Consider the following 13,115-nt stretch of genomic DNA (forward strand, 5'->3'; position numbering starts at 1 on the left):
GTAGGAGCGGGATGTGCTGTTCGGCACGGGTGTTCATGCCCGCCCGTTGGCCGTTGTCGAACGCGGGGAGCCCGTTGTTAGCTTCGGTGCCGCCCGGCGTCGACAGAGGAACGCGGAGGAATCCCGGTGACCGCACAGCCGAACATCCTGTTCATCTCCCTGGACACCGTCCGCGCCGACGTCGCCTATTCGGGGAAGTACCCCGGCGTGGAGCGGCTGCGCGCGAACGGGGTCAGCTTCACGCAGGCGATCTCGTCGTGCCCCCTGACGCCGGTCAGCCACGCCACGGTGTTCACCGGGCTCCAGCCGCCCCGCCACGGGGTCAGGCACCTGTTCCGCGAAGCGCTGGACAAGCGGGTACCGACGCTGGCGGAGCGCCTGTCGGCGGCCGGGTACACGACCGGCGCGGTGGTGTCCTGCCCCGGTCTGAACCAGTGGTACGGGATGGATCGCGGGTTCGACTTCTACGACGACGAGATCCCGCTCCTGCCGGACGGCCGGGACCCGCTGTCGGTCGGCGACGTGAAGCTGCGCGGGCTGGCGCTCAAGCGCGCGCCGCTGGTGGTCGAACGCGCCACCCACTGGCTCCGGTCGCTGGACGGCGACGGCCCGTTCTTCCTGTTCGCGCACTTCTTCGACGCGCACTGGCCGTACGAGCCGCCGGAGGACGTCGGCGTCGAGGTGGCGAACCCGTACGAGGGCGAGATCGCCTACACCGACCACTACGTCCAGCTCCTGCTGCGCCGCATCGCCGAGATGGGCCACGACATCGAGTCGATGCTGGTGGTGTGCTTCTCCGATCACGGCGAGGACCTGGCCGGGTGGTACCCCAACGACCACGCAGGCGACCTCGGCCACCCGTACGAGGAGGGCCACGGCTGCCTGCTGTTCGACGCGACCCAGCACGTGCCGCTGATCATCAGCGGCCCTGGGGTGCCGGTGGCCATGAGCGTGGACAGCCAGGTGCGGCTGGTCGACATCATGCCGACGGTGCTCGACCATCTCGGGCTGGACCCGCTGTCGTCGGACGGCGCCTCGCTGACCGAGTTCTTCGAGGGCGGCACCGGGGCGTCCCGCGAGGCGTACTCGGAGACCTACTTCCCGCAGGAGCGGGCCGCCGCCTCGGACGACTACCCGGACCTGAAGGCGCTGCACGCGGTGCGGGCGGACGGGCGGAAGGTGATCTGGGAGGCGGACGGGCGGCAGGTGTGGGCCTATGATCTCGCCGCCGATCCCGACGAGCTTCGCGGGCGGGTTCTCGTGTCCGACGAGGACGCGTGAAACCAGGGGTGACCCCGGAGCCCCGCTCGGTCCGCCGGGTCCTGATCGCGAGCACGATCGGCACCGCCATCGAGTGGTACGACTTCTATCTGTACGCGACGGCGTCCGCGCTGGTGTTCGGCCCGCTGTTCTTCCCCGGATCGTCGGCCGCCGGCGGTGTGCTCGCGTCGTTCGCCACCTATGCGGCCGGGTTCGTCGCGCGCCCGCTGGGCGGCCTGCTCTTCGGCCACTTCGGCGACCGCGTGGGCCGCAAGTCGATGATGGTGTGGACGTTGCTCGTCATGGGCATCGCCACGTTCGGCGTCGGCCTGCTGCCCACCTATGAAACGGCCGGTGTGCTCGCGCCGGTCCTGTTGGTGACGTTGCGCGTCGCCCAGGGCATCGGCATCGGCGGCGAATGGGGAAGCGCGGTGCTGCTCAGCACCGAACACGGGCCGCCCGAGCGCCGGGGCTTTTTCAGCAGCTGGCCCGCGATGGGCTTCGCGCTGGCGTTGTTCGGCAGCAACCTGACCTTCGTGCTGATCTCCGGGCTGCCCGAGGAGGACTTCCTGACCTGGGGGTGGCGGCTGCCGTTCCTGGGGTCGATCGTCCTGGTCGGCATCGGTATCTGGGTCCGGCTGGGGATCGAGGAGACACCGGAGTTCGTGCGTGGCCGGGCGGAGAGCCGTCCCGTCCCGGTGCCGGTGATCATGGTGCTGCGGCGGTGGCCGCGCCGCGTGGTGATCGGCGTTCTCGCCTCGCTCGGCACCGGATCGGTGATCGCGATGTTCACCGTCTTCCTGGTGGCGCACGCGGCGAAGGCCGGGCCGGAGGTGCGGTCGAACGTGCTGACCTGGCTGATGATCGCGGCCCTGGGAGAGTGCGTGACGCTGCCGGTGTTCGGCGCGCTGTCCGATCGGTTCGGCCGCCGGCCGGTCATGATCTTCGGCTACGTGGTCGCGGTGGTGGCGATGATCCCGGCGGGCGCCTGGCTGTCCTCGGGCGATCCGACGCCGGCCGCCCTGGTGCTCGTCCCCGCGCTGACCATCGCGCACGGCGCGATCTACGGTGGCCTGGCGGCGTTCCTGGTGGACCTGTTCCCGACCATGGTGCGGTTCTCCGCGATCGCCGTGACCTACCAGGTGGGCGTCACCCTCTCCAGCTTCTGGCCGCTGGTCGCGGTCGCGATCACCGGTGGCTCGTCGTCATTGCTGCCGGTGGTCGCGCTGTTCGCGGTGGTCCAGGCGGCGGCGGCGATCGCCGTGGCGTGCGCGCCGGACTCACGCGCTGACGCGGACCTGGTCGCGGACCCGGCAGGCGAGCGCCGACCAGTCGGCCGCGCAGTCCATGGCGAGGCCGGCGACGACCGGTGACCAGCGCTGGGGGACGGCGGCGGCGAGGCGGTCCCACTGTGCGGCGTCGAGGGTGTTGGCGTCGAGCAGCCGCAGGAGCGCACGGCCGATCTCGGAGAACCGCAGCGACGGATCGGTGCGCAGCGAGAGCAGGAACCGGTCCCGTTCGGCGCGAGTCGTGCCGGAGGCGCCGCTGTCGCCACCGGTGTGGTCGCCCGGCGCGTTGTTCTCCGGTGCGCTGCTTTCCGTGCGGTGTCCGGCGGAAAGGCGATACCGCAGCGGAATAGGATCCTCGCCGCGGCGTAATCTCTCCCGGACATCCCGGGCGGTGCCGACCGATATTCCGGCGATGCGGGCTATCGCCCGCAACGAAAGATCTGGGTTGTTCGCAATCGCCTGACTCGCCATCATGCGTCCGTGGGAGGCGTCGAGCGGCCGCACTTTCCCGTCGCGGCCGAGCCGGGTGTGCAACTGAGTCATTTCTCCGGTTGAGCGCTGCCGGATCGCGGCCACCGTCTTGGTGGACAATCCGGCTGTCGACGCGATCAGGCGGTCCGACAGGTGCGGATGCGACGCGAGGATCCGGGCGGCGGCGGAGGTGCGGTCGGCCAGCGTCAGCGGCAGCCCCTGGGTCACGTTGGCGCTCACGGCCAGCACGAACGCGTCCTCCTCCGAGCCGTCGACGAACCGCGCACCGATGGTGGCGTCCCCGCGCAGCTTGGCCGCACGCAGGCGGTGCACACCGTCGATCACCTGCATGGTCGGCCGGTGCACGAGGATCGGCGGAAGGCCGTCCGGGCACTGCGCGAGCGCGCTGACGTGGTCGGGACGGGAGCCGGCGACCCGCACGAGACACGTTTCGGTCACCTGATCGACCGGCACGAACGTCGGTGGCGTGTCCCGTGGCTGCGTACCCAGCGATGTCCCGCTCATCCGAACTCCTCCAGATGGCCAACCCATTTCCGAGCACGACGCGGTCACGCCCGGCAGTGCGTAACCGATCGGATCCCGGGAAACGGCTAAAAGATACTGGCCAGGTTATGGCACCGAACAGACCGGCGAGACAAAATTTCCCTGAGCAAGTTCTCATAATCGCCCCGGTGGTCGGCGCATCGGGTGACCGTCGGGGTAAGCACCTCGTCGACCTCGTTGACACCGATCTGCTTTATGCGACAGAGTTCCCCCGTTCCCCCAATGGATTTCCGTGGGTCACGGAGTGTGAAACGGCAGTGGACGCGCGAATAGATACGGTGAATTCCTTACCGGCCGAGACGATGGTCGGGATGTTCCGTCGCCAGGTCGTCCGGGCCCCGGAGTCGATCGCGGTCGTCGCCACTGACGGCACGCTCTCCTACGGTGAGCTCGACGCCCGCGCCTCCGCGGTGGCCCGCGGGCTGCGGGACCGCGGGATCGGGCCGGACGACATCGTCGCCGTCGTGATCCCGCGCGGCGCGGACATGGTGGTGGCGGTCGTCGCCGTGCTCGCCGCGGGAGCCGCCTACCTGCCGGTCGACTCCACCCAACCACCGGACCGGGTCGCCGCCGTGCTCGCCGACGCCCGCCCCGCCCTGGTGCTGACACCGGCGGAGCTGCGGGTGCTGGAGGCGGCGGCGTCCGCCGCCCCGGTGGCGGAACCCGATCCGGGGTGCGCCGCCTACGTCATCTACACCTCCGGCTCGACCGGAAGACCCAAGGGCGTGGTCGTTCCCCATGCGGGGATCGCTCATCTCGTCGCGGCGCAACGGGACCGCTTCGGTGCCCGGCCGGGTGCCCGGGTGCTGCAGTACGCGTCGGTCGGCTTCGACGTGGCCGTCGCCGACCTGTGCATGGCGCTGCTCACCGGGGCCACGCTCGTTCTCGCGCCGCCCGAGGGCCTTCCGCCCGGCGAACCCTTCGCCCGGTTCATCGCCGAGCACGGCGTCACCCACGTGTGCATGCCACCGAGCGCGCTCGCCACCCAGCCGGACATGGCACTGCCTTCGGTCGCCTGCCTGATCGTCGCGGGGGAGGCGCTGGGCCCGGACCTCGTCGCCCGATGGTCTGCCGGCCGCCGGATGATCAATGCCTACGGCCCGACCGAGACGACGGCGTGCGCCACCATGAGCGCGCCGCTCACCGACGGCCCGGTGGTGCCGATCGGAGCGGCGATCCCCGGCACCGAACTACGGGTGCTGGACGAGACGTGCGCCCCGGCCGCCGAGGGCGAGCTGTACATCGGCGGCGCCGGGGTCGCGCGCGGCTATCTGGGCTGCCCCGGGCCGACCGCGCAGCGTTTCGTCGCCGACCCGTGGGGGCCGCCCGGGTCGCGCATGTTCCGCACCGGTGACCTCGTCCGCGTGGCTTCCGACGGCGACCTGCTGTTCCTCGGCCGGGCCGACGATCAGGTGAAGATCCGCGGCCACCGGGTCGAACCGGCCGAGGTGGAGGCCGCGCTCGGGGCTCACCCGGCGGTGGCGCGGGCGGCGGTCGTCGCCCGCTCCGGACCGCTCGGCGCCTACCTGGTGGGCTACGTGGTGCCGCGCGGGGCGGGCGTACCGGACCTGCGCGCGCACCTCGCCGAGCGGCTGCCGGCCCACCTCGTCCCGGACATGATCGAGGTGGTCGGGCACTTCCCGTCGACCCCCAACGGGAAACTGGACCGGGCCGCGTTCGCCGAGCCCGCGCCGCGGGCGTCCGGAGCGCTCGCCGACGACCTCGCCCGGTTGTTCGCCGAGGTGTTGTCGGTGGATTCGGCCGCGCCGGACGACGACTTCTTCGCCCTCGGAGGCACCTCGCTCATGGTCACCGCGCTGGTCAGCCGCATCCGGCTCGAACTGGCCGTGGAAGCGTCCGTCGCCACCGTGTTCGACGCCTCCACACCCGCCGACCTCGCCAAAGCCCTGTCCGCGACGGCCGCGACGGCCCCGGTGGACTCGGCCGGGGGACGGACATGAACGTCGTCATCGTCGGTGCGGGTATGGCCGGAACGATGCTGGCGATCCGGCTGGCCCGCCGCGGCCACCGGGTGGACGTGGTGGAGCGGCGCGGCGACCCACGCGGCACGAACGGCCCGGACGCCGCGTCGATCAGCGTCGGGCTGTCCGAACGCGGGCGGGCGGCGTTGCGCGACATCGGTCTCCTCGAAAAGGCCCTGGCCACAGCGGTTCCCATGCGCGGGCGGATCATCCACCACAGCGGCCGGGTCACCTACCAGCCCTATGGCACGGACGACACCGAGGTGCTGCACTCGGTCCGCCGCCACGATCTCAACATCGCCCTGCTCGACGCCGCCGCGTCGGTTCCCCGGGTGCGGCTGTGGTTCGGGCACCGCGTCACCGGCCTGTCCGGTACCGAGGTGCGGACCCCCGCCCGGACGTTCTCGGCGGATCTCGTCGTGGGCGCGGACGGCGCGTACTCGACCGTGCGCACGCTCCTGCACCGCCGGGTGCGCGCCGAGTTCCACCAGACGCACCTGGACTGGGGCTACCGGGAGTTCACCGTTCCGGCCGTCGACCGGCCGGAGGCGTTGCACGTGTGGCCCGGCCGGCGGGGACTGGTGGTGGCACACCCCAACCCGGACGGATCGCTGACCGGCACCGTGTTCCTGCCGTTCGACGGCGACACCGGGTTCCTGGGGCTGCGCGACCCGGCGCGGGCCGGGGCCTTCCTGGCCGAGGAGTTCGGCGACCTGACCGATCTGGTGCCCGACCTGGTCACACAGTTCCTCGCGCACGAACCGGGCACCCTGGTGTCGGTGCGCACCGCACCGTGGCAGCACGACCGTGTCGTCCTCGTCGGCGACGCCGCGCACGCCGTGTTCCCGTTCTACGGCCAGGGGATGAACGCCGCGTTCGAGGACTGCGCGGTGCTCGACGCGTGTCTCGCCGAGCACGCCCCGGGCGACGCGCTAGCAGCGTTCGAGGCCCGCCGCCGGCCGCACACCGACGTCCTGGCCGAGCTGTCCGCGCGCAACTTCGTGGAGCTGCGCGACCGGGTGCGGTCACCGGTGTTCCTGGCCCGCAAGCGGATCGACTTCGAGCTCGGCCGCCTGTTACCGGGGTGGCGGACGCTGTACGCGATGATCAGCCACAGCAGCCTCCCGTACGGCGACGCGATCGCCCGGGCCCGCCGCCAGGACCGCCTCCTCGCCGGACTCGCCGGACTCGCCGGACTCGCGTTGCTCGCCGCGGCGCGGCGGAAGCGGAGCGGGAGATGCTGAGCCACCCCGCGGGTGATGTCACGCTGTTCGAGCCGGATCACCCGGACCTGCCGGCCGCCGCCCAGGTGGTGCTGGCGTGGGCGCGGTCCTATCTGTGCCGACCGCACCCCGATCTGGGGCGGGGTGGCGACGTCTGCCCGTACACGGCCCTCTCGCTGGAGCGGGGCGGGCTCTTCCTCGGCGTACACCCCGGACGGCCGGACCTGCGGGCGGTGATGACCGCCTACCGCGACTGGTTCCCCGACCTGCCGCCGCGGGAGTGGCCGGGGGCCAGATACCGGACGGTCCTGGTGGTGCTGCCGGACGTCACGCCCGGCGAGATCGACCGCACGCAGCGGGAGCTGAAGCCCGGATTCGTGGAACGCGGCCTGATGATCGGTGAGTTCCACCCGGGCCCGCCGTCCGCGCCCGGTCTGTGGAACGCGGACTTCCGGCCGATGCGCAGCCCGCTGCCGTTGCTGGCGGTGCGGCACATGGTGGCCGCCGACGCGCCGTTCCTGCGGGCGGACCCGGAGCAACTGGCGGCATACCGGAGCCGGTTCGGAGACCGGGGAGGGTACCGATGACGGTCCCGCTCCCGCCCGGGGCCCGACGGCTGTGGTTCCTGGAGGCGTTCGCCGATGGCGCACCCCTGCACAACAACCCGGCGGTGTTCCGGTTGGCCGGCCCCGTGTCGCTGCACGCGCTCCGGCGCGCGGCGGATCTGGTGGTGGCGCGGCACCCGGTGCTGCGCACCACGTTCGACGAGGCCGACGGCGAGCCGGTCGGCCGGGTGGGTCCGATGGGCGCCGCGGATGTCGGGATACGGACGGTGCCGGCCGCGGACGCCGCGGCGTTCGCTGCCGAGGCCGTACGGGAGCCGTTCGACCTGCGCACCGGGCCGTTGTTCCGGATCCGGCTGGGCCGGATCACGCCGACCGACCACATCCTGGTCATCAACACGCATCACGCGGTCGTCGACGGCAGGTCACTGTCGGTGCTGTGCGGGGAGATCAGCGCCCTGTACGCCGACCCGGCCCGGCCCCTGCCGGATCCCGGAGCGCCGCCGGACGTCATCGACCACGACCCGTCCCGCCGGGCGTCCGACCTGGACGGTGTGCCGGACCTGCTCACCCTGCCCACCGACCGGCCCCGCCCGAGGATGCGCGCCTTCCGGGGCGAACTGCGCCGCCACGCCGTCCCCGAGGGGCTCACCGCGCGGGTCGACGCGCTCGCCCGTGCCACGCGCGCCACCCGGTTCGTCGTGCTGCAGGCCGCGTACGCCGCCACGTTGGGCACCACGGCGGGTCAGGACGACGTCATGGTCGCCACCCTGGTGTCCGGGCGGCCGGGGCCGGAGTTCGCCGGCGTCGTCGGAATGTTCGTGAACCCGGTGCCGCTGCGGGTGGGGATCGGCGGTGATCCGACGTTCCGCGAGCTGGTGGCCAGGGCCCGCGGCGCGGTCGCGGCGGGACTGGGCGGCGCGGCGGTCCCGTTCGACCGGATCGTCGAGGCGGTCGGCGCCTCCCGCGACCCGAGCCACGCGCCGCTGTGCCAGGCGCACCTCGTGATGCAGGACCCACCCATGGTGGCGCTCCCCGGCGTGCGGGCCGACCGGATGCTGCCGGACACGGGCACGGCCGACGTCGACCTCACCGTGATGGTGGAGTCGGGCGGGGCGGAGATGGCCGTGGTCACCGAGCACGACACGGACCTGTTCGACGGCGCGACGGTCGACGGTGTCGCCGGGCGGCTGCTGGCCCTGCTGGACCGTGCGTGCGCCGACCCCGATCGCCGGTTGTCGGCGTTGACGGCAGGGACCCCGGTCGCCGCGTCGGTGGCCGGTCCCGCCGGTGTCCCGGCGCCGTCGACCGTGCTGGAGCTGATCCGGTTCGGCGCGGACGGCCTCGCGGTGGGGGAGTTGTCCTACGCCGGGCTGGAGCGCCGTTCGGCGGCGCTGGCCTCGGTGCTGCGGGCGAAGGGCGCCGGGCCGGAGGTGTGGGTCGCGGTGGACCTGCCGCGCGGCACGGACCTGGTGGTGGCCATCCTCGGGATCTGGCGGGCGGGCGCGGTGTACGTGCCGGTGGAACCGCTGTGGCCCGAGCCGAGGCGCCGGGCCGTCACCGGGGCCGCCCGCGTCGTGCTGACCGGGATCCCGGACCTGCCGGAGGAGTTCGAGCGCGTCGATCCCGAAATCGCCCCGGAGTCACTGGCGTACGTGCTCCACACGTCCGGCTCGACCGGCCGCCCGAAGGCGGTGGGCGTGCCGCACCGGGCGGTGGCCGGGATGCTGGCCCGGTCGACGGCGTTGGTGGGGCTGGCCGCCGGGGACGTGGTGGCGGCCCTGATCTCCCCGGCCTTCGACATCTCGGTGTGGGAACTGGTGGCGCCGCTGACGGTGGGCGCCCGGGTGGCGCCGGTACCCCCGGAGATCGTGGTGGACGGTCCCGCCCTGGCGCGGCGTCTGAGGGCCGAGGCGGTCACGGTCGTCCAGGTCACCCCGTCGGTGTGGGCGGTGCTGGTGGCGGCCGGGGGCGTGCCGGAGTGCGTGCGGGTCCGGGTGTCGATCGGGGAGGTGCTGACGCCGGAGCTGGCCGGGTCGCTGGGCGGGGCCGAGCTGTGGAACGCGTACGGCCCGACCGAGACGACGATCTGGTCGACCGCCGAACGGGTGCACCGAGGTGGCCGGTTCGGCATCGGCGACCCGCTCGACGGCGTGGCCGTGTACCTGCTGAACGCGGGCCTGCGACCGGTCGACGACGACGTGGTCGGCGAGGTGTACCTCGGCGGTTTCCCGTTGGCGCGCGGCTATCTCGGCGCGCCCGGCCGGTCGGCGACGAGGTTCGTCGCCGACCCGTTCTCACCGGTCCCCGGCGCACGCATGTACGCGACGGGCGACCTGGCGCGACGCCGTCCGGGCGGTGCCGTGGAGTTCGTGGGTCGGGTGGACGCGCAGCTCAAGGTGCGTGGCCACCGGGTGGAACCGGCCGAGGTGGAGGCGGCACTGCGGGCGGACCCGGAGATCGCCGACGCCCGCGTGGCCGGTGACGGTGACCGCCTGGTGGCCTACGTGATCCCGGCCGCCGGGCGGCCCGGCTGGCCGGGGGTGCGGGAACGGCTGAGCCGTGTCCTTCCCGCCTACCTGGTGCCGTCGGCGATGGTGTCCGTGGACGCGTTCCCGTTGACCAGCTCCGGAAAGCTGAACGTACGCGCTCTGCCCCCACCGGCGGAGGAGGCCGCCGCCTCTGACCCCCACCCGGGCCTGGAGACCACGATCGCGGTGATCTTCGCGCGCCTGCTGGCTCGCCCGGTGAACCGTGACGACGATTTCTTCCTGGCCGGCGGCCATTCCCTGGCGGCTGCGAGGGCCGTCGCCAGGATCCAGGAGTCGGTCGGCGTGGAGGTGACGATCAGAACCCTGTTCGCCCATCCCACCGTCGCCGCCCTGGCCGCCGCGATCGAGGCGGGCCGGGGCGATCCCGGCACTCCGGACGACTCCGGGCCGGTGCCCGCTCCACCAGGACGGCTGTCCGGACCGCAGCACGGACTGTGGATCATCCACCAGGCCGGTCAGGACAACGGCGCCTACGTCGTGCACGCCGCCGTCCGGCTGGAGGGTGCGCTCGACGAGACGGACCTGCGCGCGAGGTTCGCCCACACCCTGGCCACCCATCCCGCCCTGCGATCGGCGATCGTCGTCCACGACGACATCCCGCGGCTGATCGCGGCGCCCCGCACGGACGAGCTGTCGGCGAAGGCCTGGCGCACCACCGACCTGAGCGCTCACGCGGACCCGTGGCCGGAGGCCGAACGCCTGGCCGCCCGGGACGCCGACCACCCCTTCGACCTGACCCGGCCCCCGTTGGTGCGAGCCCACCTGATCAGGACCGCCCCCACGACCCATCTCCTGATGATCACCGCTCACCACATCATCTGCGACGACACATCGATGTCGATCCTGCTGACGACCCTGACCACCGCGGATCCGGTCTTCTCACCCCTGCCCGGTGCCACGGACGTCCAGCGGCCGAAGGCCGCGTCCAGCACGAGGACCAGCACACCGGGACCACCCGTCCCCTCAGCGGCAACCGTGGGCCCACGGCAGCGAACCACCGCATTCTGGGCCGAGACACTCCGCGACGCCCCGCCTGCCTCCGGACCCTCGCCGGACCACCCGTACGGTACGGCCCGGGCCCGCACGCCGGGCGGATCGCCGCACCCGGAGTCCGGCCGGGGCCCGGCTCACCCCCACCGCGCGGGCACCGCCCCCGGCGCCACCCACCGGTTCACCGTCCCGGCCGGGCTCGCCTGCCGCTTCGCCACCTGGTGCCGGGGCGAGCGGGCCACCACCTTCGCCGGTCTCCTCGCTGTCCTCGCGATCGTCTCCGCCACCCGGGACGGGGGTGACGACCTCGTCGTCGGCGCCCCGGTCAGCACCCGCCCGGCCGGGTGGGACGACGTGATCGGCATGTTCGTCACGACCCTCCCGCTCCGGCTCCGTACGAACCGCCCAGCCACCCCCCGCGACCTGCTCGCCGACGCCACCGGGGTGGTGGCCGACGCGATGGACCACGCCGACATCTCGCCGGCCGACATCCTCGCCACGGTCCCCACCCCACGGGAGGACCGTCCCCTGTTCCGGACGATGCTGGTCCTCAACCGCGAGACGGCCCCCGTCACCTTCGCCGGCCTGACCACCACCCCGCTGCCGATCGACCGCGCCACCAGCCGTTTCGACCTCACCCTCCACATCAGGGAACGCGAGGGCGACTGGCCCGCCCTCATCGACTACCGCACCGACCGGTACGAGGCGGACACGATCACCAGGATCGCCGGCCAGGTGCTGGCGGTCATGGAGACCGTGGTCCGCCACCCCGGTCTTCCGCTGTCCCATCTGGACCTGTTGTCCCCGGCCGACAGGGCCGTCCACACCGCCCTCGGCACCCGGCCCGATCCCACCTCCCCCGGTGGACCGGACACACCGTCACCCGGCCCGGCCGTCCCCACGCGACCGGCCGCCACGACCGTCGTGGACCTGATCGCGGCCCGCACCGCACTGACCCCTGACGCCATCGCCGTCCTCGACCTCGCCGCCACCCCCCTCACCTACCGCGACCTGGACCGCAGGTCCTCAGCCGTCGCCCACCACCTGCACGAGGCGGGCATCCGGAGCGAGGACCCGGTCGCGATCACCATCCCGGCCGGCGCCGACGCGATCATCGCGATCCTCGGCGTGCTCAAGGCGGGCGGATGCTTCGTCCCCGTCGACCCCGCCCAGCCGGCCTCCCGCCAACAGGCCCTGATCACCGCAGGCGGCGCGAGGACCGTGCTGACCCGCGACACCCTCCCCGCCACCGGCCGCCACGAACCGACGCCCGTCCACCCGTCCCAGCTCGCCTACGTCGTCCACACCTCCGGCTCCACCGGCGAATCCAAGGGCGTCGAGGTACAGCACGACGCGCTCCTCGACCTCACCACCGCGTTCATCGCCGAACACGGCCTCACTGCCGCGCACCGCCTCCTCATGGTCCCGCCCCCGCACTTCGACGCCGCGTTCGGCGACATCTTCCCGGTCCTCGCGGCCGGGGCCACCCTGGTCATCCACCCCGACCCCGGCGGCCTCACCGGACCGGAACTCCTCCGGCTCTGCGTCGAGCACCGCGTGTCCGCGGTGGACACGGCGGCTCCCCTCTGGCAGCGGTGGGTGGCCGATCTCGCCGGCGAACGCCTCCCGTTGGAGATCATGATGGTCGGCGGCGACATCGTCCCGGCGGCGACCGTCCGCGCCTGGGCGAAGCACGGCATACCCCTCCACAACCACTACGGCCCGACGGAAGCCACCGTCTGCGCGACCAGTCACCGCACCGTCGACGGCCGCGAGCACCCCACCCGACTGCCGATCGGCCGGCCGCTGCGACACGTCCGCGTCCACCTCCTCGACCGGGCTCTGCGCCGGGTGCCCGTCGGCGTGCTCGGTGAGGTCTACATCGGAGGGACGGCGCCCGCCCGGGGGTACCGGGGGAACCCGGCCGCGACCGCCGCGGCGTTCCTCGCCGACCCGTACGGCGACCGCCCCGGCGCCCGCATGTACCGGACCGGCGACCTCGCGAGGCTGAACCGACACGGCACGCTCGAATTCGTCGGCCGGGCCGACGACCAGGTCAAGATCCGCGGCAACCGGGTGGAGCCGGGGGAGGTGGCGGCCGTGCTCGCCGCACACCCGGCCGTCGCCGAAGCCGTGGTGGTGGCCAGGGGCGACCGCCTCATCGGCTACGTCGGTGTCCCCGACCCGAGAACACCCGCTCCAATCGCATCCACCCCCATCG

At 73.0% G+C, this 13,115-nt stretch carries 7 protein-coding genes; 6 read left to right on the plus strand and 1 reads right to left on the minus strand.

Annotated features, from left to right (window positions below):
• Positions 1–126 precede the first annotated feature (126 nt).
• Together HET64_RS16640 and HET64_RS16645 are read left to right on the plus strand one after the other, a co-directional pair.
• Positions 127–1,281: a sulfatase gene (locus HET64_RS16640; RefSeq protein WP_215106324.1), complete on the plus strand. Its 1,155-nt coding sequence runs from the start codon at positions 127–129 to the stop codon at positions 1,279–1,281.
• Complete coding sequence (locus HET64_RS16645; protein WP_215106326.1) at positions 1,278–2,633, plus strand: MFS transporter; 1,356 nt, start codon at positions 1,278–1,280, stop codon at positions 2,631–2,633. Before HET64_RS16640 ends, HET64_RS16645 begins: the two co-directional genes overlap by 4 nt.
• Here the strand turns inward: HET64_RS16645 and HET64_RS16650 are convergent.
• Positions 2,541–3,593 (minus strand): ParB/RepB/Spo0J family partition protein, encoded by a 1,053-nt coding sequence (locus HET64_RS16650; protein WP_308370120.1) that lies wholly within the window; start codon positions 3,591–3,593, stop codon positions 2,541–2,543. The genes HET64_RS16645 and HET64_RS16650 overlap by 93 nt on opposite strands.
• Positions 3,594–3,886: 293 nt before the next feature.
• On the opposite strand from HET64_RS16650, the gene HET64_RS16655 reads away from it, so the two are divergent.
• The 4 genes from HET64_RS16655 to HET64_RS16670 form a co-directional block, all read left to right on the plus strand.
• Positions 3,887–5,545 carry a non-ribosomal peptide synthetase gene (locus HET64_RS16655; protein WP_215106337.1) on the plus strand — a complete coding sequence of 553 codons (1,659 nt, stop codon included), beginning with the start codon at positions 3,887–3,889 and terminating at the stop codon, positions 5,543–5,545.
• Positions 5,542–6,810 carry an NAD(P)/FAD-dependent oxidoreductase gene (locus HET64_RS16660; protein ID WP_215106329.1) on the plus strand — a complete coding sequence of 423 codons (1,269 nt, stop codon included), beginning with the start codon at positions 5,542–5,544 and terminating at the stop codon, positions 6,808–6,810. The genes HET64_RS16655 and HET64_RS16660 overlap by 4 nt, the downstream gene beginning before the upstream one ends.
• Complete coding sequence (locus HET64_RS16665) at positions 6,804–7,376, plus strand: DUF6875 domain-containing protein (RefSeq protein ID WP_215106331.1); 573 nt, start codon at positions 6,804–6,806, stop codon at positions 7,374–7,376. Before HET64_RS16660 ends, HET64_RS16665 begins: the two co-directional genes overlap by 7 nt.
• Positions 7,373–13,115, plus strand: a 5,743-nt coding sequence (locus tag HET64_RS16670; protein ID WP_215106333.1) for a non-ribosomal peptide synthetase, incomplete at its 3' end; no start/stop codon positions are given. The genes HET64_RS16665 and HET64_RS16670, both read left to right, overlap by 4 nt.

Origin of the sequence: Streptomyces sp. McG3 (genome assembly GCF_018619185.1) — a bacterium.
GTDB lineage: Bacteria > Actinomycetota > Actinomycetes > Streptomycetales > Streptomycetaceae > Streptomyces.

Bases quoted from the DNA above. Each gene is read 5' to 3' on its own strand.
- HET64_RS16655 (WP_215106337.1), top strand. From the start codon at position 3,887: ATGGTCGGGATGTTCCGTCGCCAGGTCGTCCGGGCCCCGGAGTCGATC.
- HET64_RS16660 (WP_215106329.1), top strand. From the start codon at position 5,542: ATGAACGTCGTCATCGTCGGTGCGGGTATGGCCGGAACGATGCTGGCG.
- HET64_RS16665 (WP_215106331.1), top strand. From the start codon at position 6,804: ATGCTGAGCCACCCCGCGGGTGATGTCACGCTGTTCGAGCCGGATCAC.